Below are 25777 nucleotides of genomic sequence, written 5' to 3'. Positions count from 1 at the left end.
AAAACCAATGTCTTCATTCATAGAAATACAACTATTAGAGACACTTAATCACTCAAGAGCAAAAAGAAATGAAGTCGCGGAATACCTACTAAGGCATCCTGAATCCATCCCAGATGTAATAGATATTTGCGGAAAGATAGATGAAGACATATCCTGTAAGGCTGCCTGGGTATTGGAATTTGTCTGTGGTAAAGATCTTAGCGTGCTACTGCCTCACATCAATGCATTTCTTAGCTGTGCTAAACTGGTTTATCAAGATCCTGCCGTACGCCCTATGGCAAAAATCTGTGAATATTTAACCTATGCGTACTACAAGCAAAAAACAACAACACTAAATTTAACATTAGCACAAAAAGAGAAAATGGTCGCGCTTTGCTTCGATTGGTTAATTACTTCCCAAAAAGTAGCGGCCAAGGCCTACGCAATGACCTCCTTATATTTATTAGGCAACGATGTTGAGTGGGTGCACCCAGAATTAAAGCTCTTATTACTACAAAACTACGACAAAGGTAGCGCTGCGTATAAAGCAAGAGCGCGCAAAGTATTAAAGGAGCTTACTTAATACGTATTATTCGCTATAAGGGTCGTATCATTTATACATTATTACAATAAGGGTGTAACAAAAGGATAAAAATTCCTACTTATATCCTACAACCTATAGCACTTCACTTCATGCAATCAAAGCTCAGAACCACACCGCAACTTGCTTTTCTAGTTGACCTAATCCTTTATGTAACGGTTATGTTTTTAATAAGGGAATTATATTTTCCAAAACTAAGCTTTATTGTTAATGGGTTGTTTTGGTCATTAACCACTTTAATCGTTGCAAACTGGAGAATGAGGTCAAGAAATATAAGCTGGAAAGATTTAGGATTAACTAAACCAAATAGTCTATTAAGAATGATCGGAATTTCGCTTTTAATTTTAGTGACTGTTATCATTACAATGATAGGTGTAGAACTGTTAAAAGATGCTTTTTCTGAAACCATAAAGCCAGATAATTCTTCCGCTGAAGCCGTTTCTAAATTTGGTAATTTAAAAGATAATTGGCCACTGTTTTTTCAAATTTTACCTTTAATCTTACTCGAATCAGCTTTAGAAGAGCTATTAGATAGAGGATTTTTACTGAATTGGTTAGAACGTGTTTTTTCTTTTACTTCTATCGCTACCATTTTGGCAGTAATGCTACAAGCCGCGATTTTTGGATTCAGGCACTCTTATGATTTTTCTTTAAGATCCCTGAGTACTGGGTTTATAGGGCTTATAATGGGTATAGCTTACGTTAAATTCGGCAGAAACCTGTGGCCACTTATACTGGCACATTGTATTTTAAATACCGTATCTATGATGGATAGAGTTTAAATCTAATTGATAACTAAATTTCTAAATTCGATCTTATCGCCTATCTTTGCAGCTTTCAAAAAAACAACACAACATTATGTCCTTATCTGCACTACAAGCTATATCTCCTATTGATGGTAGATATGCTTCTAAAACAAAAGCACTGAGTGCTTATTTTAGTGAAGAAGCGCTTATTAAATATAGAGTCCTCGTTGAGATAGAATATTTTATCGCATTATGCGAGTTACCTTTACCACAATTAAAAGGAGTTGACACTGCACTATTTGATAAGCTTAGAGCTATTTATAAACATTTTACTGCAGCTGATGCGCAGGCTATAAAGGACATTGAAAAAGTTACCAATCACGATGTCAAAGCGGTAGAATATTTTATCAAAGAAAAATTTGATGCTCTTGGGTTGTCAGCGCATAAAGAGTTTATTCATTTTGGACTGACCTCTCAGGATATTAACAATACTGCCATACCACTTAGTATTAAAGAAGCCATAAGCGATGTTTATATCCCTGTTTTTCAAGAACTACTTGAAAAATTAAAGTCACTAGTTGCGGCTTGGAAAGACATCCCTATGTTGGCAAGAACGCACGGACAACCTGCATCTCCTACTCGTTTAGGAAAAGAATTTGCAGTTTTTGTTGCACGTTTTGAAGCACAATTCGAACAACTCAAAGACATACCTAGTGCAGCCAAGTTTGGCGGAGCTACCGGTAATTATAATGCCCATAAAGTAGCTTATCCTTCGATAGATTGGAAAGCTTTTGGAACTGATTTTGTACAATCTAGATTAGGGTTACATCACTCCTTCCCTACTACGCAGATCGAACATTACGATCACGCAGCAGCGCTTTTTGATGGATTAAAACGAATAAACACCATACTTATTGATTTGGATCGTGACATCTGGACCTACATCTCTATGGATTATTTTAAACAAAAAATTAAAAAAGGAGAAGTAGGCTCTTCAGCTATGCCACACAAGGTAAATCCGATCGATTTTGAAAATAGCGAAGGTAACTTAGGTATTGCCAATGCCCTATTTGAACACTTAGCTTCAAAACTTCCTATTAGTCGTTTGCAGCGCGATTTAACGGATAGTACGGTATTAAGAAATATTGGGGTACCTTTTGGACATACCTTAATCGCTTTTCAGGCAAGTTTAAAAGGGTTAAACAAATTACTTTTAAATGAAGAGAAATTTGCTCAGGACTTAGAAAACAACTGGGCAGTAGTTGCTGAGGCAATACAGACTATATTACGAAGAGAAGGATATCCAAATCCTTATGAAGCACTTAAAGGATTAACGCGTACGAACGCGAAAATCAACCAACACTCTATTGCTGAATTTATTGATACATTATCCGTGTCAGATGCGATTAAAAACGAATTAAAACAAATTACACCTGCCAATTACACAGGTATTTAAAACATAAAAAAAGCTTTAGATTTCTCTAAAGCTTTTTTGTTTTATATCATTTTAACCTAATCGAAGGATTTCGCAATACTTTCAAAAGCACTGAGGTTTACATTTCCTTTTTCTACAGATTTCATAAGCATTGCCATTTTTTCTGGTCGCATATTGTCGCCTAATAAGCGTACTAAGGCTAATCCTTTTTCCTGATCTGTTGCAAATACAATAACCTCATCGATATCATCATCTTCTCCTTGGTATTTCAGCACTGCTCGCATACCATTAGAACCAAATCGCATTAGGGTTTGGTATTTCTCAGCACTTAGTATCTTGTTAATTGCTTCAGATTCTTCAGCTATTCTATTTTTATTGTTTTCGTTTAATGGAATTGCCAAAAAATTAACTTTTTTTATACTCTCTAAGGCCTCTTTTTCATCTTTAGAAAGTTCCACTTTATCCTTATTCAATAAGCTTGAAGGAATATCTACTGCAATAAAATCCTGATCATTTTGATGATCCACATAGTATTGTTGTAAGGATGGTTCGTTGTTACAGCTTAGCACTACTATAGACAAACAAAGCAATGCTAATATTTTGGTTATATATTTCATAATTGTTTTTTTTGATTGATTATGGTTTAGATCAAATAGACTTCGAAGCTAAACTTCGAAGCCCATTTATGCACTAACTATTGTTTAATTTTTCTTTTCTACTTTTTTAAGCTCTTCTCCTCCAGGGATGTTCATTTTATCGGTCAACTTAGAAATTTGTTTTAAATCAATATCGCCAACTAAAGTAAGTACCACAGTATTTGGTCCTTCATCGCCTGCTTCTTTTACACCATCAATGAACATAAACAATTCGCTAACGTGATCTTCATCTTTACCTGGTTTGGAATAAAATTTCACATTTTTCCCATCGCTATTCACTCGCATCAATTCTTCTAATGAAGAGCTATTAAGGTATTTATCTACATCCGATTTCATCTTCTTTCCTACATCAGCACTAGAGGTAGCAAAAACCTTAATGTTGTTTATCTTTTCGACAAGATTCATATACTCTTGTACTTCTGCGTCTTTTGACTCTACATCGATTTTGCTTAATAACTTAAACATTTTACTGGTGATGACTACTGATGAAACATCCTTCATGTTTTCATATTTGTCAAATGCTCCTTGTGCTACCGATAAATAAGGTACAAGTGCCATCATAAAAATAATTACTAACTTTTTCATAATACGTTCGTTTTAAAACTCTTAATCTTGATTGATTGTTTGAGTATTGATTATTTCTTTATTTTAATAGTTTATTGGTGGTGTTTTCGAATTCATTCAGATACACCAGATCTTTTTTGCCCTCATTCATATATTGTGCAACTAAATTGAGGACTTCTTTAGTTTTTTGAAGTGCTACTTCTGGATCTTCATAAGTTCCTGTAGCTTCCGTGGTATTAGGGTTATAGAAAAATACTCCTAATACAATCGCTACTGATGCAGCTACTCCGATAAATGGATATAAAAATCTGAGATTATTTGCTTTGGGTAATGTGGTTGCCCTAGTAGCTACTACATTACTTTGAGCTGAAAAATAGCCAAACAGATCTTTGTATTTCTCCAGATGCGACGGCACAGTTTCTCCGGTAAAGTAAACCTTTAATTCTTTTTCTTCAGAAATGGTCGTTTCGCCTTCAAAATACTTATCCAATAATTTTTCAATTCTAGCCAACTCCATAATTGTGCTTTTTTGTTAATTCTTCTCTAATTTTTTTTCTTCCTCGGCTTATTGCTGCTCGTACTGCTGATTCATTGATATCTAACATTTTGGCAATTTCCGCATTATCATATTCTTCAATATCTCTAAGTTGAATGATCATTCTTTGTTGCTCTGGTAACGTATCTAATATTTTACCAACCCAGCTAACACTATCTTTAGCTTCTACTTGTCGCTGCAAAGATGGTCGTTCGTCCTTGTAATTACTGTGTACGATTTTTAAATTGTTATTTTCTTTAGCTTTTAACTTATCGTAACAATAATTTTTTGTCATTGTCATCGCAAAGGCCTCAATATTTTTATACTCACCTATTTTGCCTTTGTTTTTCCATAATTTCAACAGCACCTCTTGTGTGGCATCTTCTGCCTCCTCCTGACTTACCAATAACCTTTTTGCAAAGCGAAAAAGCTTATCCTTAAATCCGTTAGTAAGTGCTATAAATGCGCTTTCTTTCATTCTATTGGTTAGTTGTTATTAAAACTATTTTACAACTTCAGTACTGTTAGTTTTATATAAGGGAGACGACTATACCTTTAATTTGTTACATTGAAATCAAAAAATTATAATAAACTTGCTATTTTTAAGGTTTTATAAAGAAAATTATATGAGAAAGACTTTATTGTTTACTTTACTTTTTACCATCAGCTTAGTATGGGTAAGTTGTTTTAGTGATAATGATGATTCGCCCAGTTTTGCCACTAGTTTAGAGATAAAGGACTATATATGGAAAGGCATGAATGCCTTTTATCTATACAAAGGATTAGTACCGGATTTGGCGAATGATCGCTTTAATTCTAATCAAGAGTATACGGATTACTTAAACGGATTCACTTCTCCTGAAACTATTTTTGAGGATATTGTAACAGATGATATCGATGCTGCTAGTGGACTACCGGTGGATGACTTTAGCTTTTTGGTGGATAATTATATTGCTTTAGAGCAAGCACTAGACGGTATTACCTTAAATAATGGAATGGAATTTGGCTTAGTGCGTTATCCAGAGCCTAATCAATCCTTAGTCTTTGGTTTTGTTCGTTATGTACTTCCCGGTACGGATGCGGAAACCAAAGGAATACAACGCGGTGACATATTTAATACCATAGATGGTATCCAAATAGATGATCAAAACTTTAGAAGCTTAATCGATCGCGAATCTTATACTATAGGATTGGCTACTTTTGATGGTAATACGGTTACACCTACCGGAGAATCCATTCCATTAACTAAAGTACAGTACACAGAAAATCCAGTGTATATTGCAAAAACACTTGATATTGGTGGAAACCCCGTTGGCTACCTTATGTATAATGGCTTTACCGGTGATTTTGATACGCAATTAAATCAGGCGTTTGGACAATTTCAATCTGCTGGAGTTACTGATCTTATTTTAGATTTACGCTACAACGGTGGTGGTTCAGTTACTACAGCAATCGACTTATCGAGTATGATCACCGGTCAATTTAATGGTCAGGTTTTTTCCACAGAGCAATGGAATGAAGATCGACAGGCACAATTTGGTGATACTAACTTATTTGATAATACGATCAGAACAGGAGCTGCTATTAATAGTCTCAACCTTAGTAGACTTTTTGTATTAACCACAAGAAGTTCTGCTTCGGCTAGTGAACTGGTTATCAATGGACTTGATCCTTATATTGAAGTGATTCAAATCGGAACAGCGACACGAGGTAAATTTCAGGCTTCAATTACCTTATACGATTCTAACAATTTCGGTAGACAAGGCGCTAATCCAGGTCACACCTACGCCATTCAGCCGTTAGTTCTAAAATCGGCAAATTCTGTGGGGTATACCGACTACTACGAAGGATTTATCCCTGATATAGAACTTGCAGAGGATTATGCTAATGCAGGTACATTAGGAGAGTTGAATGAACCTTTATTACAAACGGCAGCAGATTACATTTTAGGCAATCGGATAGCTCCTCTACAAGATTTTAATATCTTAGAGAACTTAGGAGATAGTAATATGATCAATCCAGATTATGAACGCATGTATACAAAGTTCGACCCGAAAAAAATGAAATAAAAAAATGTTCCCCTTCTATGTAAAAGAAGGGGATTTTTTATTTAAAAACTGAGGTTGAAACCTATCTTGGCATTTCTACCTCGAGTACCAAATCCAAAAAGCTCTTGGTATTCTTCGTTAGTAATATTTGTTACCGCGGCAAAAATCTTCATGTTTTCTAACAGCTGATAATTAACGTACCAGTCAAAAAGCATATAAGAGTCTAGCACTACGTCTTCTGAAGAAAAAGTATTTAAATTGAAGAAGCTATCATCTCTAGCATCTACATATTGGAAATTCAAAGAAGAATAGGCTTTAGAACTTAGCTGATAGCCAATATTTGCATTTGCTTTTATTTCAGGTATACGAACTGAAGATTGTACATCATCTAAATTAGTATAGGTGAAATTACCAGAAACATCTAATTTATTATCCAATAATTTAGCAGTGGCTTCAACTTCTAATCCATAAGTATCGAAATCTTCACTTACATTTTGGTATTGAAAAACAAAACCTCCGGTATCCACAAAATTGACAAAATTCTTTTCTTTTCTTGAAAAGTAGACCACGCTTAACCTCAAGTTGTTATTTCTTGAAAACTCTATACCTGACTCTATAGTACTATTTTCTTCGGGTTCCAAGTCCGTATTTCCAAAATTAGGTGAGTAGAGTTGAAATAAAGAAGGAGTAATATATGCGGTAGAATACGAAAACAGTCCCTTGATATAACTATTGTCAAACGTATAGCTATAGGAAGGATTAATACTGTATACCAATTGATTATCGTATTCACTATGTATGTTTAATCGTGCCCCTACGTTGATGTTAAAACCAAAATCTGAAGTATAGACCAAGTTTGCATAAGGATCAATAATATCGAAATCTGCTTGATTATCATTTATAGTTTGTACAAAGTCATCATTTCTTGAGGCTGCACTAAAACCATTGTAATCACTATTTGATCCGTTAACCCCTACAACGGTGTAAAATGTATTATCAATACTATATTTATTATACATATCATATGAATAAAACCTACTATCCGTTAGGGTCGCATAAGTATCCGCTAAAAACGTTCTTTCCAGTAAAGAATACCGATTATTTATGACGAAATTTCCATTTTTATAGGAATATGTGGCTACAAAACCCGCTTCCATCTGCTCGCTATCCGAGTCAAATTCTGCATCAGCACCAGCTCCGCTATCAAATTGATTCTTAAATTCATTAAGACTACCAAATACTTCTAATTTGAACGCCTCTGAAAAGGTATATCCTACCCTTGCATTAACATTATATCTAGAAAATGCATCATCTTTGAATGTAGCATCAGAGGTATCATTTGGTAATTTCTCTGCTGCCGATAAGTCATCTGCAAAATGATTGCTAAATCCTACAACGTAGGTTAGTTTATGGAGCGTTCCATTAAGGCCCACGGAATTTACGAATTCACTGAGATCATAATCCTGATCTTCTTGCGACTGGTTAGTACCAATAGTCGATTGAAAATTTGCATTGATACGGTTATCCTTTGGTTTTTTAGTGGTGATATTAATCACAGCAGTAGAAGCACCAGACCCGTATAATGTACTGGAAGCCCCTTTCAGTATTTCGATATTTGCAATATTATCTACAGCTAGCAAGCGAAGGTCAAATTCGTTGGTGATAAAAGAAGGATCACTGACTGTTAAACCATCAACCCGGATTACAACTTGCCGATTTCTACCTCCTCGTATAAAATAACTGAGTGATTGTCCTGGCGCACTACTGCTACCATTAATCTCTATTCCTGCAACGCGGTTTAGCACAGTTGCTACAGATTGCCCCTGGCTGCGCTCTAATTCTTGCTGAGAGATTGTTGTAATTACTTTTCCGCTTTTTTCGCGTTCTAAAGCAAATTTGGAATCAGAAATAACTACTGTTTCTAATGCTTCAACGTCTTGTTCCGTTTCTTTTTGCTGTGCAAAAAGAAATGCCCCATTAACAGCTATACATAAAGCTGCTAATACTTTTGATTTGTTCATTTTAATTTACTTAATTTAAAAATTAAGGGAAAAAAGTATGTAGTTTACCCATACCCAAACCTTTATCCCGAAAGTTTGATTAACGAATTAAGGCAGGTCTCCTGGCTTGCGTATTGTTATTGACCTTCCCATCCTTAGTATTTTTCTGGACAGTGGTATTTGAAGTTTTAATAACAACCTCCTTTCGGATACGTTTGCTTTACACAAACAAGCTTACAGTTGCGGGAACAGCTCAGGATTGATAATTTTTAAGTAAACAAAACTTATTTCACCTGATTCCCTTTTAATCCTTTTCATTTGTTTCATGAAGAGGAACCAAAATTCAGGGCGAAAATATAATTTTTAAATGAATTCATATAATCAATTGTTCATAATCTCTTTTGAATACTGTTATGCTTCTAATTGAAAATTCCATTTAGTACTTTTACAAAAAAAAGAATGCGTTACCTTACCTTTTTCTTCCTTTTGTTTAGCTTCAATTCTTGTATAAAAAAACAAGAAACTACCTCAACAGATTATACACTTCAGGAACAAGAGGTTACATATGCCTCAGGTTTCAGTATCAAAACGTTTGATACGTATAAAAAAATAGAGGTTTCCTCTCCCTGGCCAGAATCTAAGAAAAGTCTTACCTATATATTATATCCTAAAGGCACCCAAAGACCAACAATTGCAGAAAAAGCGATTTTTATTCCAGTACCGATAGAAAAAACAATAATTACCTCATCAACGGATATTCCGATTTTAGAGTATTTAGAAGTAGAAGGCTCTCTAGTGGGCTTTCCCAACACCAATTATATAACTTCCGAAAAGACACGCCGCTTAATTGAAAAAGGACAAGTAAAAGAATTAGGCTCCGAAAGGGATCTAAACACTGAAATTGTATTAGAACTTGATCCTGATGTAGTTATTGGATTTTCGACGACCGGCGACACCAAAGCGTATGACCTTATAGGTAAAACCGGTATCCCAGTGGTGATGAACGGATCGTGGACCGAGCAACATCCTTTGGGACGAGCAGAATGGATAAAATTTATTGCTGCCTTTTATGGCAAAGAACAAAAAGCAGACAGTATATTTACCACTATTGCGCAAGAATATCAGAAGGTGAAACAAAATGCGATTTCCGTAACAAAGAAACCTACGGTATTATCTGGTGATATGTTTAAGGATGTTTGGTATGCGCCAGGGGGTCATAGTTTTCTTGCTCAAATGTATAAAGATGCCCAAACAAATTACCTATGGAAAAATACTGATAAAACAGGTAGCATAGCATTAAGTTTTGAAAGTGCCTTAGATACGGCACAAAATGCCGATATTTGGTTTAGCTCTGGGAGTGCTAATTCTTTAGCCCAATTGGCTAGCAAAAATCATAACTACAGCCTATTTGACGCATATAAAAATAAAAAAGTATATTCGCCAACCCTTAAAAAGGGATTAAATGGAGGTGTATTATATTATGAGCTTGGGCCGATGCGTCCCGATTTAATTTTAAAAGATATCGTTAAAATTGCACACCCCGAATTACTAAAAAATTACGACCTTTATTTTTTTGAAAAACTGAATTAATTGACCTTACGCAAATCATATACGCTAACCTTTTTTCTTATATTTATAGTAATGGCTGCTTGCTTCATTACTAATATCAGTCTTGGCTCTGTGATTATTCCCTGGTTAGATATTTTTTATAGCCTTACAGGTGGAGCCGTAGAAAAGGAATCGTGGCGCTTGATTGTTTTAGATTACCGTTTGCCAAAAGCAATAACCGCAGTACTGGTGGGCAGTGGATTAGGCGTATCTGGTCTATTGATGCAAACCCTTTTTAGAAATCCTCTTGCGGGACCTTTTGTCTTAGGAATAAGCTCAGGGGCAAGTCTTGGGGTAGCCCTATTGATTTTGGGGAGTAGTAGTTTAAGCTTGGTCCTATCCGATTTTTTAATTTCGAAATGGGGGCTGGTAATTGCTGCAAGTTTAGGTAGTATCATTGTACTTTTTGCTGTGTTGCTGGTATCGATACGAGTAAAAGACACTATGGCTATACTTATCATCGGTTTGATGTTTGGGAGTATTACTGCCGCAGTAGTAAGCGTGCTATCCTATTTTGCTCCTGCACAACAACTACAACAATATATATTTTGGGGATTTGGAAGTCTCGGCAACTTGTCTTGGCACGATTTACTATTATTTGTAATTATATTTTCTTTCGGTATTTTACTAACCATAGCTAGTATTAAACCTTTAAACACCTTGCTACTAGGCGAAAATTATGCTAAAAGCATGGGATTAAATATCAAAGTTAGTCGACTCATCATCATAATAGCTACAGGATTGTTAGCAGGTGGAATTACGGCATTTGCTGGCCCAATTGCGTTTATTGGGTTGGCAGTACCTCATTTAACACGACAATTATACCATACCTCTGACCATAAAATCTTAGTCCCAGCTGTACTCTTAATGGGTAGCATTATTATGCTCATTTGCGATACGGTGGCACAATTACCGTTTACCGAATATACGTTGCCTATCAATGCAATTACCTCATTAATTGGAGCACCAGTGGTCATTTGGTTACTGGTACGAAAACGTAAAATGTTATTTTAATACTATCGAGACAGAAAAGCTAAATATCGTTTTAAAAACAGAAGACCTTTCTATAGGATATCGAACCAAGAAAGATTTGCTCGTTGTAGCTGCAGATATTAATCTTCAGCTATACGAAGGAGAGCTCATCGGTCTTGTGGGTGCAAATGGTATAGGTAAATCCACCTTATTAAGAACCCTATCTGGAGTACAACCACAGTTACACGGTAAAATTTTATTATCTAACAAAAAATTAGAGGAGTATAAGAATCTAGAACTTGCCTCGCAGCTAAGTGTGGTGTTAACCGAACAGATAGCATCCAAGAACCTAACCGTGCAGGAACTTGTAGCCTTAGGAAGACTACCGTATACGAATTGGGTGGGTAAACTGGCCGAAGACGATGTAGAAAAGGTAAAACGTGCAATCGAGGTTACACATATCACTGATTTGATTGCTAAACGATGCTTTGAGCTTAGCGATGGACAATTGCAAAAAGTACTTATTGCCAGGGCTATTGCACAAGATACTCCATTTATCATACTTGATGAACCCACCACACATTTAGATGTCTATCATAGAGCTTATATTTTAAAGCTATTAAAACGACTTGCTTTTGAAACTAAAAAAACCATTTTATTTTCTACTCATGATATTGATTTTGCTATACAACTTTGCGATAAAATGATGGTTATGAATCCTGAAGGTTTTGAATTTGGAAGACCCAAAGAATTGATACAATGTAAAGCTTTTTCTTCCCTATTTCCTGACGATCTTATTCTATTTGACGAAAAAACAGGCAGCTACAAAATACGAGGGTAAAACCATAAAAAAATATCGATATAAAACGTTTTTTACCGATAAAAAACACAATTTATTCTTAAATATTAGGCTATTACCTACTTTTTTTCGTTATTTGCGCAGTGATATTGATATCTATGCAAAGAATTTATACTGTTTTATTACTTTTTGTCGTATCTGTAATTAATGCGCAATCGGTAAATGATTATCGAACTGTAGCTTCTGGTAACTGGACAGATGTAGGTATATGGGAAGTTTATAATGGAACTTCTTGGGTAACCGCGACAACTTATCCTGGTCAGGTTGCGGGAACTAACGACGTTTTTATTCAGGGATATAATGTAACATTAAATTCAAGTATTCCTAATACCTTTAATTCTCTCACAGTTGGGTCTGGTACTTTGTTTATAAGTTCAAACTCTTCTTTAGATACCTCATCGATAACTCTGGTGACCGGTGGTTTTATGGAATGGACAAGTAACAATACTAATTTAGCTTTACCCTCAGATGCATCAATAGTCCTTCAGGGAGGAAGATTGGTAGAAGATAGTCCTTGTAATGCCACAAAAACACTATCGATTGGAGGTGTCGTTTATGCATCGTGTAACGGAGGTGGCGGTGTAGATAACGAATTTGGAGATATCAACGATGGTGGAGGTACGCTAAGTGCTACTCCATCTTCCAATGGACCTATTTGTGTGGGTCAGACTTTAAATCTTTTTGCAAACCCTTCGGGAGCAGGAAGTACTACTGCTACTTTTAGTTGGTCTGGTGTAGGGCCGGGAGGATATTCATTTAGTTCTGCTGTACAAAATCCTACAGAATCAGGTATTACCAGTACAGGTACTTATACTTATACAGTAACCGTAACAGATACTAACGGATACAGTGATACAAATTCGGTTGATGTTACAGTAAGCGGCAATCCTACTACTCCAACCAGTAATGGAGATCAAACCATATGTAGCGGTAGCTCAGGAACTCTAACAGTTACCGTTGGTCCCGGAGAAACTGTAGATTGGTATGATGCCGCCACGGGAGGTACTTTATTATTATCAGACAATACTTCATATACGACTTCGACAGCAGGCAGTTATTATGCAGAAACAAGAAATACTACAAGTGGCTGTGTAAGTACGAATAGAGTTATAGTTTCATTAGTAACCAAATCTTGCAGCGTAATTACCAACAGAAGGGTAACTTATCGAGTAAATAATTAGTACTTAATAATCGTTAATCTCCAATTACATCAGCAACGTTATCAAGTAAATATTTATCTTTGAAAAAAGATAATTTTTAATGACAGAATACACTCTTATTCTTACTTCAATAGGGATTATAGTACTAGGTACAGTAGTTGGTATATTTATAGGTAAATATATAGCAGCGCTTAAAAATAAAAATGTGGTTGGTAGCCTGGCAGATAAACTGCATCAAGCCCAATCCCAAGTAGAAGACAGCAAAAAAGTTGGAGAAACACAGTTAGATTTTTTAAAAACTCAATTTGAAGCTAACCTGGCCTCAAAAGAAACACAATTAGCAAAAGCCAACGAGGAAATCTATCAAATTCGTAAAGAAAAAGAGTTTTTGCAAAACGAGTTAACCAGAAGAAATTCAGAATTTGAAAATCTTCAAGTACGAAATCAAGAACAAAAGGAAGAGGTAACCAAACTACAAGAAAAATTCTCCAAAGAATTTGAAAATTTAGCCAATAAAATATTGGACGAAAAATCCAATAAATTTACAGAGCAGAACAAAGAAAATATTAAAAATATACTTAGTCCTTTACAAGAAAAAATTCAAACTTTCGAGAAAAAAGTCGATCAAACCCATAAGGAAAGTATCGACTATCACGCAGCGCTACGACAACAAATTTTAGGGCTTAAAGATCTCAATCTACAGATGAGTAAAGAAGCCAATAATCTGACTAGAGCCTTGAAAGGTGATAGCAAAATGCAAGGGAACTGGGGAGAGTTGGTCTTAGAACGTGTTCTAGAAAAATCAGGGTTGGAGAAAGACCGGGAGTATTTTGTACAACAAAGCTTCACCACTGCTGATGGACAGCGTATTATGCCCGATGTAGTAATTCATCTACCGGATAATAAAAAAATGGTGATTGACTCTAAAGTATCACTCACTGCTTATGAGCGGTTTGTAAATGCTGAAGGTGATGAACAAAATATCGAATTAAAAAAACACGTTGATTCACTAAAAAAACATATCGAACAGCTAAGTGCTAAGAATTATCAGGACATTTATGAAATAGAAAGTCCAGATTTCGTCTTACTGTTTGTACCTATAGAACCAGCTTTTGCTGTAGCCATCAATTATGACAATAATTTATACAACTGGGCATTTGAAAAAAATATTGTTATTGTAACCCCCTCCACATTACTGGCTACCTTGCGTACGATAGACTCTATGTGGAATAATGAAAAACAACAACAAAATGCTATAGAAATAGCAACACAAGCCGGTAGGCTTTATGATCAGTTTGTTAATTTAACGGACGATTTAGTGAAGTTAGGCAACCAATTGAAAACGGTTCAGGGAAGTTATGATGGAACTATGAAAAAACTAACCGGAAAAGGAAACTTAATCAAGAAGGTAGAAAACATCAAAAAATTAGGAATTAAGCAAAAGAAACATATCAACGAAAAGTTGCTTAATCGCGCAACTGAAGACTAAAACAACAACATGAAAAACAATCTTACAGCCAATATCATTGAGTTTATGCTATCTTTAATTCACATTCTTCCCATAGTACTAGTATTAGCATTTGCCATTTATTACATATCAAAAAAAGGTTGGAATTTAGAAGGAATACTATTAGTAGCCGGAAGTTCAGCAATTCTTATTAGCGTTTTAAGTACACAACTGTTTATCTTTATAATGTATAACCAAATGAACCATATCACTTTGTTTATGTATATTTTAAATGGTTTATCATTTTTAGGGTATTTAGTGCTTGCATTAGGAGTTCTTGGTTTGATTAAAAAAATTATTAAACTTACCAATTCAGAACATTAATATATTATGAAAAAAGTTTTCACCATAATTGTAATTTCCATCCTTGCCTTATTTGCGATTTGGTATGCATTTATTTATTATGCTACCTATAGTGAGGGAACCAGAAGTGGGGAGCTAATTAAATTTAGCAATAAAGGAGTGGTATTTAAAACATGGGAGGGCGAAATCAGCCAAGGAATCAGTGGCGCACAAATATTTAGCTTTTCGGTTGAAGATAAAAATGACCAACTCATTGAAAAATTAGAAAAATTACAAGGTAGATACGTCAAAGTAACCTATAAAGAGCGTTTTGCAAAAATAAACTGGTTAGGAGATACCAAGTACTTCATCACCGAGGTTACCGAAGAAAAGTCTCCCCATTTTAGAAATAAATAAATGAGTCGATTTAAAACCATAAAACAATCGCAGATTACCATTTCGGAATTGATGTTACCCTCACATTCTAACTTTAGTGGTAAAATTCACGGAGGTTACATTTTATCGCTGATGGATCAAATTGCTTTTGCCTGCGCTTCTAAACATTCTGAAACCTATTGCGTAACTGCTAGTGTGGATAAAGTAGATTTTCTTTTACCTATTGAAGTGGGCGAATTAGTCACTATGAAGGCTTCAATCAACTACACTGGATCGACGTCAATGGTTGTCGGTGTAAGGGTAGAAGCGGAAAATGTCAGAACTGGTAAAGTTAAACACTGCAACTCCAGTTATTTTACTATGGTAGCCAAAGATGACCAAGGAAATAATGTAGAAATACCAGGCTTGATTTTAAAGGGTAAAAACGACATCCGAAGATATGCTCGAAGCTTTTATCGAAAAAAAGAGTCCAAAGAAAGAACGGATCGTTTTACGGATGCAGTTTTTAATGAAAAAACCTATATAACTGAGTTAAAATCTCAAAATGTACGATTGGAAATATAATGATTAATCGATATTTTCGTTATTAAATAAAAAGCTATGAAGTCCCCAATTTATGTATTGTTATTTTTCGCTATCCTCTTCTTGGTAAGCTGCGGTAGTGATGAAGAAGCCGTTACGGAACCTCCTATAGAAATTGACCCAGATCCAATACCCGGAAAAACGACTACTTATGTGGCTGATGTAAAAGCGATTATAGACGCCAATTGTATTGAGTGCCATTCTAATCCACCTACACAATCGGCTCCGATGTCATTGGTTACTTACGAAGATGTAAAAGATGCGGAAGTCAATGGAGAGCTCTATCCCAGAATGTTTACTTCTAGCTTTACACGGGTAATGCCTCCACCTGAAGAAGGTGGTCGGTTACCAGATGCTACCATAAAAATAATCGAAGACTGGATTGCTGATGGTTTACTTGAACAGTAAATTATAGATTAAACACTCTTGAAAGGTTAAATCCAAAATAAAAATCTCCGTCGGACCAATCTCCTGCTGCTTGTCCTAAAAATCCATTTTCGAACATTGGCTGGGCATTGGTAAAGTGCAATTGAAAAACGTGACCGCCGGTTTCAATATCAACGCCAATAGATAATGGATTTTTAAATAAGGACTGAGAACTTCTATTGAGGTGCGCCCCATAATCTATATTGAGACTAAAACGCTTGGTCAGTTTATAGCGACCGCCAAACCCAATTAAATATTGAGCATTATCTTGATCATCAAATCTTACGTAGCTTTCGTAAAGAAATGAAGGTATAACTTCTATAGACAAGTTTTTGGTTACTTTCTTAGAAATTACAAACTGATGTACATAAGAAAGTCTATCGTTAAACGAAACACCTGGTAATATTTGGTCGTCCAATAAGGTATTTACAGTAACCAGATTATAACCCGCGATTGTAACAGGAAAGCCATCCTTCTGCTGCTGTAAAAGATTGTATTTAAGATGCAATCCATAGATTTTTTGAAAAGAACTTCGAGCTATACCTACATTAAACCCATCTGTTATTCCGTATATAAATTTTAATTGAGTAACGGCTTGATCTAGCCCAAAAAAGTCATCGACACCATTCTTTACGGTACCAAAACGATGTGCAACTATAAAATATAAATTTCTTTTTTGCACTAATTTGGTAGATTCAAAATTGACAATCTTTAAACCTTTAAAAGCAGCTTCCACCTCTTGACTTACTTCTGCTTGATTTTCTAATTCTTCAAGTAAATCCTCTTGTGCTAATACCAAAGTTGGAAACAAAAAAAGCAACAACACTAATCTTTTCATAGAGATATGATTTATTTTCACTATAATCTCAGTTGATAAATTGTTTATCATTATTTGAGACTGCTAAAAATACTATTAATAATTTTTAGATGTATTCCAATTTAGGAATAACAAAAAAATAATTTAGAAAACTTGCATCATACTAATCTGTAATCAGATAATTTTATCCGAATAAAATATAACTCAAGATAGATGCCATCGATATCGCTATAAACATCCTTTTTACTATTTTTAAACAATGATAGTAAAGGAAAAAACCATACAATTCTCTTCTACAATTATCGTTTTACAAGAATAAATATAAAAATCGCAATGAAGTACCTCATACTGTATTTTTCCTTATTACTATTAAGTCCGCTGTGTTTAGCTCAAAAAAAGTACTATTCATCAAAGGGAAAGATAGCGTTTAATGCTTCCTCTTCATCTATTGTTGAAATAAAAGCTATAAATTCTAACGTCTCAGCGATTTTAAATACAGAAAATGGTACTATCGCAGTATTGTCTTTACTACAAAAATTCAAATTTAAAAATGGATTGATGGAAGAGCACTTTAATGAAAACTATGTAGAATCAGATAAATATCCCAAGGCTACCTTTCAGGGAACTCTTGAAAACTTTGAACCCAAAAATATACAGAAATCATATCGTATTACTGGTATATTGTCGCTGCACGGCATATCAAAAGAAATTTCCGTAAATGCTATTATTGAAAGAGAAAACAACCTCTTACTATTATCATCTAAATTTTTTATAGCTCCTGAAGATTTTGGTATAGATGTACCAAGATTGATAAGTTACAAATTAGCAGATAGAGTGTCTGTTGAATTAAGCTTACCCTTCAGTGAAAACTAAGTTTTCATTATGATATTAGTTCTAATTCTTAAATAAATCATTATTCTTTATCGAACTGTTACCGCATCTCCTCCCTTTACAAACTGGGCAATCTGCGCATGTTGGTCTGAAGAAATTTTTACAATATAGGTACCATTAGGTAATGAGGTAACATCAATTTTCTTATCCATATGAACCTCCTTTTCTATCCGTAAAAAACCTGATAAATCCATAATCTTTACATTTACCACCTGTTTCTCTGGATAGGTTTTAATCATAATCCAATCTGAAGTTAACGTTGGTTCAATCTCATAGATAATCTTATCGTTATCGTTATCGTTGCTAAAAGAAAAAAAGCATAAAATGCTGAATAGTAGTACTAATTTTTTCATAAGTATAAGTTTTAATTGTTACTATAAGTTATTAAATTCCAACACTATATAGCGTTAATAAAACAATAAAAGAGCGCTATACAAGCGCTCTTTTATAAAAACATTAAGTACTGTTTAAGCTATTACTTGCTCAAATACATCTTTCTTCTTGCATATAAATCATAGAATTGATCATCCTTTAGATCGTCAATAAATAATATACTCTCCCCGGTACTTTTCATTTCAGGTCCAAGCTTTTTATTGACATTATGGAACTTATTAAAAGAAAATACTGGTTGTTTTATCGCATAACCATCTAAATGCGGTTTAAAGTCAAAATCTTTTACTTTTTTATCCCCTAGCATCACTTTTGTGGCGTAATTCACATAAGGCTCACCATATGCCTTAGCAATGAAAGGAACCGTTCTAGAGGCTCTTGGATTAGCTTCTATGATGTATACCATATCATCTTTGATCGCAAATTGTATGTTTATCAATCCTACCGTGTTTAAGGCTAACGCTATTTTTTTAGTATGATCCTTAATTTGTTGCATCACAAACTCACCTAAATTAAACGGTGGCAAGGTGGCATTAGAATCTCCTGAATGTATTCCACAAGGTTCTATATGCTCCATTATACCTATAATATAGACATCTTCGCCATCACAAATCGCATCCGCTTCCGCTTCAATAGCACCATCTAGGTAATGATCTAGCAATAATTTATTGTTAGGTATCTTTCGTAATAGATCTACTACGTGCTCCTCTAACTCTTGTTTGTTAATCACGATTTTCATTCCCTGACCTCCAAGTACATAAGACGGTCTAACCAAAATAGGAAAATCTAATCGATCAGCAACAGCCAAGGCTTCATCCGCAGTTTCTGCGGTATCAAATTCTGGGTAAGGAATGTTATTGTCCTTTAATAGCGTAGAAAAACTACCTCTATCTTCAGCTAAATCCAAAGATTGGAAGCTAGTACCTATAATTTTGATACCATAACGATCTAATTTCTCTGCAAGCTTTAAAGCCGTCTGTCCTCCAAGCTGTACAATAACTCCTTCTGGTTGTTCATGTCGAATGATGTCGTAGATATGCTCCCAAAATACCGGTTCAAAATATAGCTTGTCTGCTACATCAAAATCTGTTGACACCGTTTCTGGGTTACAATTGATCATAATCGTTTCGTAACCGCATTCAGCCGAGGCTAATACACCATGTACACAACAGTAGTCAAACTCTATTCCTTGTCCGATTCTATTAGGACCAGAACCTAGTACAATAATTTTTTTCTTATCCGTTACCTTACTCTCATTAGCAACATAAACCTTCCCATCTGGCGTTTCAACTTCTGCTTCAAAGGTAGAATAATAATAGGGGGTTTCTGCTTTAAACTCAGCAGCACACGTATCTACTAATTTATATACCCGTTTAATACCAAGGTCTTCTCTTTTATTATACACCTCACTTTCATAGCAACCTACCATATGCGCTATTTGTCGATCTGCAAAGCCTTTTTGTTTTGCTTCAAGAATAAGCTCTTTAGTAAGGGATTGTATAGTATAGGTAGAAATTTCTTTTTCCAAATTGTACAATTCCTCATATTGCTTAAGGAACCACATATCAATCTTTGTAATTTCGTGAATCCTACTTAATGGTATTCCCATTTGGATTGCATCATAGATCACAAATACACGATCCCAACTTGCGTAGGTCAGTTTATCAATTATTTGATCATAATTCTTATATCCCTTACCATCTGCACCTAAACCATTTCTTTTAATTTCAAGAGACTGTGTCGCTTTATGTAAGGCTTCCTGAAAAGACCTCCCAATAGCCATTACCTCTCCTACCGATTTCATTTGAAGTCCTAATGTACGATCAGAACCTTCAAACTTGTCAAAATTCCATCTTGGAATTTTTACAATCACATAATCCAGCGTAGGTTCAAATAGTGCCGAAGTAGATTGTGTAATCTGATTATCTAGCTCATCCAGGTTATACCCTATTGCTAATTTAGCTGCGATTTTAGCGATTGGATATCCAGTAGCTTTAGAAGCCAGTGCAGAAGATCGAGAAACCCTTGGGTTAATCTCGATGGCAATAATGTCTTCTTTTTCATCCGGACTCACAGCAAATTGTACATTACAACCACCTGCAAAGTCACCAATACTGCGCATCATATGTATCGCCATATCTCGCATACGCTGAAAAGCACTATCACTTAGGGTCATTGCGGGCGCAACGGTAATAGAATCCCCGGTATGAATACCCATTGGATCCATATTTTCAATGGTACAGATAATAACCACATTGTCATTATTATCTCTAAGCAGCTCTAGTTCATATTCTTTCCACCCCAGTAATGCTTTATCAATCATTACCTCGTGTATAGGAGAAACTTCGAGACCTCTGGTTAGTAGTTCATCTAATTCTTCTTCTTTATGCACAAAAGAGGCTCCTGCTCCACCTAAGGTGTAAGAAGCTCTAATTACTAATGGAAATCCAAAATCCTGTGCAATTTCTTTTCCTTTAAGATAAGAGTTGGCAGTGGCTTGCGGTGCCATACCAATACCGATCTTTAGCATTAACTCCCTAAACTTTTCTCGGTCTTCGGTAATATTAATTGCGTCAATATCAACACCAATAATTTCTACATTAAAGTCCTGCCAGATTCCCTTTCCATCTGCCTCTATACACAGGTTTAAAGCTGTTTGCCCACCCATAGTAGGGAGCACGGCATCAATCTCTGGGTGTTGTTTTAAAATATCAATGATAGACTTTGTGTTTAAAGGTTTTAAATACACATGATCCGCCATTGATGGGTCTGTCATAATTGTAGCCGGGTTAGAGTTGATCAAAATGGTTTTAATACCATCCTCTCTTAACGATCTTAAGGCTTGAGTTCCAGAGTAATCAAACTCGCAGGCCTGACCAATTATGATTGGTCCTGATCCAATAATCAAAATACATTTAAGGTCTTTTCTTTTAGGCATGGGAAAGTTTTATTGTTGACGCTTTACAAGTTAATACAAATTAGATATAAAAAAAGGCGTTACCTTTAAAGTAACACCTTTTATATTTTTAATCACTAACAATCATTAGTGCTTATGTCTTATCTCAGATGACACAGATAGCTTTTTTCTTCCTTTTGCTCTTCTTCGAGCTAATACTTTTCTTCCGTTCACGGAAGCCATACGCTCTCTGAAACCGTGCTTATTTTTTCTTTTCCTTTTTGATGGTTGAAACGTTCTTTTCATTGCTATCTATCTTTATATTTCTTCTTCAGATGTCTTTACTTTAACTATAGGAGTATTTTCTCCAAAACTGCGGGCAAATATACAAAGAGTTTTTACTTCTACAAACCTAAAATACAAAATATTTTTAATAGTTTTTATTACCTTTGCCGCGATCAAAAATATTAAATCCTATATATGTTCAACAAAAATATAAAATTAGTAATAGCAGCTATTATCATTGGGCTTGGTGTATGGCAAATAATTGAAAATTATATTGGAAATGGTATTATGCTAATTTTATTTTCATTGATTTTTATTTTTCTATACTTTAAAAATGAAATGATCTTAATGGCATTTCTAAGGCTTAGAAAACAAGATTTTGATGGGGCAAAAAAGTGGCTTGCTAAAATTAATAACCCTGCAACTGCACTTACTACAAAACAACAAGGATATTACAATTACCTTTTAGGAATTATGTTATCCCAAACTAATATCACGCAAGCAGAAAAGTATTTAAAGAAAGCGGTGAAATTAGGACTCTCGATGAATCAAGATTTGGCAGTAGCCAAATTAAACCTCGCAGGTATTGCTTTAACGAAAAGGAGAAAGCGCGAAGCTCAAATGCTGCTCACGGAGGCCAAAAAACTGGACAAACATAATATGCTGAAAGATCAAATTACTATGATGAAGCAGCAGATGAAAAAAATTTAGGCATACTAATTGCCAAGCGTAAATCGTTAGGGTAATAGGGAAAAAGTAATTCTTTAGGTAAATAGTAAATCGAATGGAGAGATTATCTATTGATAAGTTTTGAGGGAAAACCATAAATTCTGAAGACTTTATTTTACCTTAGCAATTGTAATTGAAATATATGATGAAAAATTTTTTTGTGTTTTTTTTACTTATTGGAGTATTCTATTCAAGTATAGCTCAGGAGGAAGTTAAAGTCCCCTTCTCTGTAGCCATTTCGGCACATATCAATAAATATAACCAGAGAATTGACGAAGCTTATGAGGATAATGATATGGAACGAGCCACATTTTTATTTGACTCTTTAGTCGATAATCATCTCAAGGGAACATATATGGACAACTTCCAAGTGAATCAACTCAAAGGAGAGTCTTTATCATTGAATTCATTTGAAAAACCTATCTATTTAGTAACCTATGCCGCCTGGTGCGTACCTGGTATTGGGGAGATACCTGCATTCAATGATTTAGTAGAGCGATTCCACGATCAAATTGATTTTGTGGTTTTGTTTTGGGATACGGAAGAAAATTTAAAATCAAAAGCTGATGACTATAGTGAATTTGCTCATTTGGTTTATGTAGATGAAAAATCAAATCAAAATTCATATATCATTAATAAACTAAAACACGCTCTAGGTTTTCCAATGACTTATTTTATGGATCCGGATAAAAAAATACTGGATATCAGAAAGGTGATAACACACCACAGTAGTGAATCCCTAAGTAACTCTTATAACATTCACTTTAACTCTCTGTCCAAAGGAGTCTCTTTACTTATAGCAGATTTAGACACCAGACCACCGGAAGAAAAAGATGCGGAAATGGTAACCGAAGACCTTAGCAAACCTACTGGTCCAAGAGATGATAGAACTGAAGAAGAGCGGCGAATTGATGAAGAATATGAAAAATACCGAAGAGAAAAAGATTCTCTCAAAAAACTAAGAGATAATTAAGTGTTAAACCACATTATACCTAGCGTATTTTATTTTTCTAGTATATTCAACTAATCTGAAAAATTACTAAACTACTATCTTTTGAATTAAAATCGATAAGGTTACCTGTGTAACACCTATTTAATTTCGTTATTCATAAACTTCACTAGTATTTAATTTGTAATAGAATACGCATTACCAAAACCTCATTTCCACAACCCTAAACTATGAAAATTTACAGGTCATGAATTATCAGAACCTTTTAACAGCAACTAGAGAATCTTTAAACGTAGACTTAAAAGTTAAAGAAGGTAAAATCCCAGATGATCTCTCTGGATTTGTCTTTATAAATTCTGGTGCAGGTACCGTTAATTCAGGTGGTCTGCCTTACAAAAAGAAACTGCCTAATGGGGATATGAATAAGGAGTATGGGTCTCCAGTAATTAATGGAGATGGATATATCTTTCGCTTTGATATGACCCAAAAAGGTAAGATTAATCTTAAAACAAATATCTTAAAACCGCCTTGCTATTATGCGGACTTGGCTTCGAGTCCATTATTGAATGGAAAAAATAATCCTTATGCCAAAATTGCATTTAAGAATAAAGGATTGGCTCGAATGTCTATGAAATTAGGCACGAGAAACCAATTAAATACTGCTATTACTGCTTTTCGTACACCAGGTGACGATCAATTACGTATGCTCGCTACTTTTGATGCAGGTCGACCTTTTGAATTTGATGCGGAAAAAATTAATGTAATTACCCCCATAGGAAGAAATAAATTTTGGAGATCAGGAACCCCTCCTTTTTTTTACGATCCTTTCCCAATGTTTTTGACTACGGCGCATCCAGCTTATGACCCTGAAACCAGAGAGGTTTTTAGTGTCAACTTCACTAAAACCACAAAAAGGTTACTAAGTGCAACAGAAATCTTTGAATTACTAGCAAAAGATAAGAAGGGATTCGAAAAAAAGCTTGAAGAAAGGATCAAGCAGTGGAAAAACTATGAAAGTAAAGAAAAAGCTATAGAGGAGGTAAATGAATTTTTCTATCACGCACAAGAGGCTAAAAAGAAAAAAAGTTTAAAGAAAATGCTAAAGGCCATCTACAAAAAGTCTGTTGGTCATAAGCTATCCAATGAAGATGCTGTTTATGTAGTGATATGGCAAGGCGAAGACACCCCGCAATCTATCAAGATTTTAAATGAAGATGGTTCGGATATTCAGATTCAACACAATATACACCAGATAGGTTTCAGTAAAGATTATTTAATATTAGCAGATACTAATTTTAAATTCACATTGAATGTAATGATGAATAATCCTTTTGCTAATAATAAAAAATTGAATTCATTTCTTAGAGAACTATTAAGTGGGGTGCAAAATGACTATTCTAGTATATACATTGTACCACGAAATGAACTAACTAAAGGAAAAAAAGAAGTAAGAGCTCACAAAGTGATTTTACCGGTAGAAACGGTTCACTTTTCTGTGGATTATAATAATGACAATGATATCGTAACCTTGCATCTGGCGCACAACTGTAGCGCTTGTCCTGCAGAGTGGTTAAGGCACTATGACACCCGTAAAATCGATGGGCAAAGAGTGGATGAACAAAAAGTAGGAATGATTGCTGTAGGGGCAATGGATATCAGTAAAATAGGTAAGGTTAGGATAGATGTTAAAAACCGTGCTGTTCTTCAAAAAGAGTCCAAGTTTTTGCATATCGAAGGCAATTTAGATGAAAAAGATCCTGGCCCACATACCTGGGGTATTGGGCTGCATACATATAACGGCATACTTTCACCAGACAGTAATGTAGATAAAATTTCACACGTGTTTTGGCAAGCGTATGGGCTGTCTGATGAAATACTTACTGAGTTTGTGTATCGACTATATCAGAGTCCAGAGCGTAATCGCATTTATTCAGCAGAAGAAATGCTTGAATTTACCAAAAAAGGTGCCCCTTTTGTTTTACAAACTGTTGCAACGGAAGGTATGGAGGTTACCGATTACTACTCCTTTCCTGAAAATGTCTATATGTGGTCCTTGCAATTTGTTCCTTCTTCCCAACCTAAAGATAATGTCCCAGAAGCGTTAAACGGATATATCCTTTGTACGGTCGTAGGTAAAACGGAAAATACAACCAAGGGAGACTCTTATTACTCAGAAATATGGCTTTTTGATGCACAAGATCTTAAAAAGGGTCCTGTCACCAAGTTATATCACGAAAAAATGCAGTTTGCTTTTACTATCCATTCTATATGGGTCGATTCTGCTTCAAGCGTGACTACTCCTCCCTACACCATTAATATACAGGAAGATTATGATGAGCAAATAAGCCAGGTAAAACGAAAAAAACTTCGTAAAAAAGTACAAAAGCTTATGAATGAAGGAGTTTATCCGTATTTTAAACAATCGAACTAAATAGGTATTGCCTAACCCTTATAAAAGTTTACT

26 protein-coding genes and 1 riboswitch are annotated in these 25777 nt (G+C 35.0%); of the genes, 17 read left to right on the top strand and 9 right to left on the bottom strand.

What is annotated here, in order from left to right:
• The first annotated feature begins 7 nt into the window (after window positions 1-7).
• The 3 genes from EV197_RS10095 to purB all read left to right on the top strand — a co-directional run bounded on the left by EV197_RS10095 (window position 8) and on the right by purB (window position 2782).
• A complete protein-coding gene (locus EV197_RS10095; protein WP_130286633.1) occupies window positions 8-562 on the top strand; it encodes an adenylosuccinate lyase in 555 nt (184 codons plus the stop codon).
• 110 nt (window positions 563-672) lie between these two features.
• The gene (locus EV197_RS10090; protein WP_130286632.1) at window positions 673-1362 is read left to right on the top strand and encodes a CPBP family intramembrane glutamic endopeptidase; all 690 of its coding nucleotides are present in this window, start codon (window positions 673-675) and stop codon (window positions 1360-1362) included.
• Between the two features lie 76 nt (window positions 1363-1438).
• Complete coding sequence (purB, locus tag EV197_RS10085; protein WP_130286631.1) at window positions 1439-2782, top strand: adenylosuccinate lyase; 1344 nt, start codon at window positions 1439-1441, stop codon at window positions 2780-2782.
• Between the two features lie 56 nt (window positions 2783-2838).
• On the opposite strand, the gene EV197_RS10080 is transcribed toward purB, so the two are convergent.
• From EV197_RS10080 to EV197_RS10065, 4 genes are all read right to left on the bottom strand, one after another.
• A complete protein-coding gene (locus EV197_RS10080) occupies window positions 2839-3378 on the bottom strand; it encodes a DUF4252 domain-containing protein (RefSeq protein ID WP_130286630.1) in 540 nt (179 codons plus the stop codon).
• An 84-nt stretch (window positions 3379-3462) separates the two neighbouring features.
• A complete protein-coding gene (locus EV197_RS10075; protein WP_130286629.1) occupies window positions 3463-4002 on the bottom strand; it encodes a DUF4252 domain-containing protein in 540 nt (179 codons plus the stop codon).
• A 58-nt stretch (window positions 4003-4060) separates the two neighbouring features.
• The gene (locus EV197_RS10070; RefSeq protein ID WP_130286628.1) at window positions 4061-4498 is read right to left on the bottom strand and encodes a hypothetical protein; all 438 of its coding nucleotides are present in this window, start codon (window positions 4496-4498) and stop codon (window positions 4061-4063) included.
• Window positions 4485-4994, bottom strand: a complete 510-nt coding sequence (locus tag EV197_RS10065) for an RNA polymerase sigma factor (protein ID WP_130286627.1) — start codon at window positions 4992-4994, stop codon at window positions 4485-4487. The genes EV197_RS10070 and EV197_RS10065 overlap by 14 nt, the downstream gene beginning before the upstream one ends.
• 148 nt (window positions 4995-5142) lie before the next feature.
• Here EV197_RS10065 and EV197_RS10060 point away from each other — a divergent pair, with 148 nt between their 5' ends.
• The gene (locus EV197_RS10060) at window positions 5143-6585 is read left to right on the top strand and encodes a S41 family peptidase (RefSeq protein WP_130286626.1); all 1443 of its coding nucleotides are present in this window, start codon (window positions 5143-5145) and stop codon (window positions 6583-6585) included.
• Window positions 6586-6626: 41 nt separating this feature from the next.
• Here the strand turns inward: EV197_RS10060 and EV197_RS10055 are convergent, their stop codons facing one another.
• Window positions 6627-8585 (bottom strand): TonB-dependent receptor plug domain-containing protein, encoded by a 1959-nt coding sequence (locus EV197_RS10055; protein WP_130286625.1) that lies wholly within the window; start codon window positions 8583-8585, stop codon window positions 6627-6629.
• Between the two features lie 74 nt (window positions 8586-8659).
• Window positions 8660-8920: riboswitch (cobalamin riboswitch) on the bottom strand.
• Between the two features lie 103 nt (window positions 8921-9023).
• Here EV197_RS10055 and EV197_RS10050 point away from each other — a divergent pair.
• From EV197_RS10050 to EV197_RS10010, 9 genes are all read left to right on the top strand, one after another.
• The gene (locus EV197_RS10050; protein WP_130286624.1) at window positions 9024-10154 is read left to right on the top strand and encodes an ABC transporter substrate-binding protein; all 1131 of its coding nucleotides are present in this window, start codon (window positions 9024-9026) and stop codon (window positions 10152-10154) included.
• Window positions 10155-11186 carry a FecCD family ABC transporter permease gene (locus EV197_RS10045; RefSeq protein ID WP_130286623.1) on the top strand — a complete coding sequence of 344 codons (1032 nt, stop codon included), beginning with the start codon at window positions 10155-10157 and terminating at the stop codon, window positions 11184-11186.
• Complete coding sequence (locus EV197_RS10040) at window positions 11131-11985, top strand: ABC transporter ATP-binding protein (RefSeq protein WP_341273019.1); 855 nt, start codon at window positions 11131-11133, stop codon at window positions 11983-11985. The genes EV197_RS10045 and EV197_RS10040 overlap by 56 nt, the downstream gene beginning before the upstream one ends.
• 116 nt (window positions 11986-12101) lie before the next feature.
• Complete coding sequence (locus tag EV197_RS10035; protein ID WP_130286622.1) at window positions 12102-13184, top strand: immunoglobulin domain-containing protein; 1083 nt, start codon at window positions 12102-12104, stop codon at window positions 13182-13184.
• 79 nt (window positions 13185-13263) lie between these two features.
• Entirely contained in the window at window positions 13264-14652 is a 1389-nt protein-coding gene (locus EV197_RS10030) for a DNA recombination protein RmuC (RefSeq protein ID WP_130286621.1), read from the top strand.
• Window positions 14653-14661: 9 nt separating this feature from the next.
• Window positions 14662-14994 (top strand): hypothetical protein, encoded by a 333-nt coding sequence (locus tag EV197_RS10025; RefSeq protein ID WP_130286620.1) that lies wholly within the window; start codon window positions 14662-14664, stop codon window positions 14992-14994.
• Window positions 14995-15000: 6 nt separating this feature from the next.
• Window positions 15001-15369 carry a 6-phosphogluconate dehydrogenase gene (locus tag EV197_RS10020; protein WP_130286619.1) on the top strand — a complete coding sequence of 123 codons (369 nt, stop codon included), beginning with the start codon at window positions 15001-15003 and terminating at the stop codon, window positions 15367-15369.
• The gene (locus tag EV197_RS10015; protein WP_130286618.1) at window positions 15370-15912 is read left to right on the top strand and encodes an acyl-CoA thioesterase; all 543 of its coding nucleotides are present in this window, start codon (window positions 15370-15372) and stop codon (window positions 15910-15912) included.
• A 36-nt stretch (window positions 15913-15948) separates the two neighbouring features.
• Window positions 15949-16338 carry a hypothetical protein gene (locus tag EV197_RS10010; RefSeq protein ID WP_130286617.1) on the top strand — a complete coding sequence of 130 codons (390 nt, stop codon included), beginning with the start codon at window positions 15949-15951 and terminating at the stop codon, window positions 16336-16338.
• A gap of 1 nt (window position 16339) precedes the next feature.
• Here the strand turns inward: EV197_RS10010 and EV197_RS10005 are convergent, their stop codons facing one another.
• Complete coding sequence (locus EV197_RS10005; RefSeq protein ID WP_130286616.1) at window positions 16340-17194, bottom strand: DUF5777 family beta-barrel protein; 855 nt, start codon at window positions 17192-17194, stop codon at window positions 16340-16342.
• Window positions 17195-17506: 312 nt separating this feature from the next.
• On the opposite strand from EV197_RS10005, the gene EV197_RS10000 reads away from it, so the two are divergent.
• A complete protein-coding gene (locus tag EV197_RS10000) occupies window positions 17507-18046 on the top strand; it encodes a YceI family protein (protein ID WP_130286615.1) in 540 nt (179 codons plus the stop codon).
• A 47-nt stretch (window positions 18047-18093) separates the two neighbouring features.
• Here EV197_RS10000 and EV197_RS09995 read toward each other — a convergent pair whose 3' ends face one another.
• The 3 genes from EV197_RS09995 to rpmH form a co-directional block, all read right to left on the bottom strand.
• Window positions 18094-18417 (bottom strand): T9SS type A sorting domain-containing protein, encoded by a 324-nt coding sequence (locus tag EV197_RS09995; protein WP_130286614.1) that lies wholly within the window; start codon window positions 18415-18417, stop codon window positions 18094-18096.
• 122 nt (window positions 18418-18539) lie between these two features.
• Window positions 18540-21392 (bottom strand): carbamoyl-phosphate synthase large subunit, encoded by a 2853-nt coding sequence (gene carB, locus EV197_RS09990; protein WP_130286613.1) that lies wholly within the window; start codon window positions 21390-21392, stop codon window positions 18540-18542.
• A 105-nt stretch (window positions 21393-21497) separates the two neighbouring features.
• A complete protein-coding gene (gene rpmH / locus EV197_RS09985) occupies window positions 21498-21656 on the bottom strand; it encodes a 50S ribosomal protein L34 (RefSeq protein ID WP_130286612.1) in 159 nt (52 codons plus the stop codon).
• A 174-nt stretch (window positions 21657-21830) separates the two neighbouring features.
• Between rpmH and EV197_RS09980 the strand changes: the two genes are divergently transcribed.
• The 3 genes from EV197_RS09980 to EV197_RS09970 all read left to right on the top strand — a co-directional run bounded on the left by EV197_RS09980 (window position 21831) and on the right by EV197_RS09970 (window position 25744).
• The gene (locus tag EV197_RS09980) at window positions 21831-22346 is read left to right on the top strand and encodes a DUF2892 domain-containing protein (RefSeq protein ID WP_130286611.1); all 516 of its coding nucleotides are present in this window, start codon (window positions 21831-21833) and stop codon (window positions 22344-22346) included.
• 160 nt (window positions 22347-22506) lie between these two features.
• Entirely contained in the window at window positions 22507-23337 is an 831-nt protein-coding gene (locus EV197_RS09975; RefSeq protein ID WP_130286610.1) for a TlpA family protein disulfide reductase, read from the top strand.
• A 223-nt stretch (window positions 23338-23560) separates the two neighbouring features.
• On the top strand, window positions 23561-25744 hold the full coding sequence (locus tag EV197_RS09970) for a carotenoid oxygenase family protein (RefSeq protein ID WP_130286609.1): 2184 nt from the start codon (window positions 23561-23563) through the stop codon (window positions 25742-25744).
• Window positions 25745-25777 lie beyond the last annotated feature (33 nt).

The sequence above is a fragment of the Aquimarina brevivitae genome (genome assembly GCF_004216895.1).
Taxonomy (GTDB): domain Bacteria; phylum Bacteroidota; class Bacteroidia; order Flavobacteriales; family Flavobacteriaceae; genus Aquimarina; species Aquimarina brevivitae.
This window is presented reverse-complemented; position numbering and strand designations above follow the sequence as displayed.

Coding starts and splice junctions, on each gene's coding strand:
- EV197_RS10095 (WP_130286633.1), top strand. CDS start 8: ATGTCTTCATTCATAGAAATACAACTATTAGAGACACTTAATCACTCA.
- EV197_RS10090 (WP_130286632.1), top strand. CDS start 673: ATGCAATCAAAGCTCAGAACCACACCGCAACTTGCTTTTCTAGTTGAC.
- purB (WP_130286631.1), top strand. CDS start 1,439: ATGTCCTTATCTGCACTACAAGCTATATCTCCTATTGATGGTAGATAT.
- EV197_RS10080 (WP_130286630.1), bottom strand. CDS start 3,378: ATGAAATATATAACCAAAATATTAGCATTGCTTTGTTTGTCTATAGTA.
- EV197_RS10075 (WP_130286629.1), bottom strand. CDS start 4,002: ATGAAAAAGTTAGTAATTATTTTTATGATGGCACTTGTACCTTATTTA.
- EV197_RS10070 (WP_130286628.1), bottom strand. CDS start 4,498: ATGGAGTTGGCTAGAATTGAAAAATTATTGGATAAGTATTTTGAAGGC.
- EV197_RS10065 (WP_130286627.1), bottom strand. CDS start 4,994: ATGAAAGAAAGCGCATTTATAGCACTTACTAACGGATTTAAGGATAAG.
- EV197_RS10060 (WP_130286626.1), top strand. CDS start 5,143: ATGAGAAAGACTTTATTGTTTACTTTACTTTTTACCATCAGCTTAGTA.
- EV197_RS10055 (WP_130286625.1), bottom strand. CDS start 8,585: ATGAACAAATCAAAAGTATTAGCAGCTTTATGTATAGCTGTTAATGGG.
- EV197_RS10050 (WP_130286624.1), top strand. CDS start 9,024: ATGCGTTACCTTACCTTTTTCTTCCTTTTGTTTAGCTTCAATTCTTGT.
- EV197_RS10035 (WP_130286622.1), top strand. CDS start 12,102: ATGCAAAGAATTTATACTGTTTTATTACTTTTTGTCGTATCTGTAATT.
- EV197_RS10030 (WP_130286621.1), top strand. CDS start 13,264: ATGACAGAATACACTCTTATTCTTACTTCAATAGGGATTATAGTACTA.
- EV197_RS10025 (WP_130286620.1), top strand. CDS start 14,662: ATGAAAAACAATCTTACAGCCAATATCATTGAGTTTATGCTATCTTTA.
- EV197_RS10020 (WP_130286619.1), top strand. CDS start 15,001: ATGAAAAAAGTTTTCACCATAATTGTAATTTCCATCCTTGCCTTATTT.
- EV197_RS10015 (WP_130286618.1), top strand. CDS start 15,370: ATGAGTCGATTTAAAACCATAAAACAATCGCAGATTACCATTTCGGAA.
- EV197_RS10010 (WP_130286617.1), top strand. CDS start 15,949: ATGAAGTCCCCAATTTATGTATTGTTATTTTTCGCTATCCTCTTCTTG.
- EV197_RS10005 (WP_130286616.1), bottom strand. CDS start 17,194: ATGAAAAGATTAGTGTTGTTGCTTTTTTTGTTTCCAACTTTGGTATTA.
- EV197_RS10000 (WP_130286615.1), top strand. CDS start 17,507: ATGAAGTACCTCATACTGTATTTTTCCTTATTACTATTAAGTCCGCTG.
- EV197_RS09995 (WP_130286614.1), bottom strand. CDS start 18,417: ATGAAAAAATTAGTACTACTATTCAGCATTTTATGCTTTTTTTCTTTT.
- carB (WP_130286613.1), bottom strand. CDS start 21,392: ATGCCTAAAAGAAAAGACCTTAAATGTATTTTGATTATTGGATCAGGA.
- rpmH (WP_130286612.1), bottom strand. CDS start 21,656: ATGAAAAGAACGTTTCAACCATCAAAAAGGAAAAGAAAAAATAAGCAC.
- EV197_RS09980 (WP_130286611.1), top strand. CDS start 21,831: ATGTTCAACAAAAATATAAAATTAGTAATAGCAGCTATTATCATTGGG.
- EV197_RS09975 (WP_130286610.1), top strand. CDS start 22,507: ATGATGAAAAATTTTTTTGTGTTTTTTTTACTTATTGGAGTATTCTAT.
- EV197_RS09970 (WP_130286609.1), top strand. CDS start 23,561: ATGAATTATCAGAACCTTTTAACAGCAACTAGAGAATCTTTAAACGTA.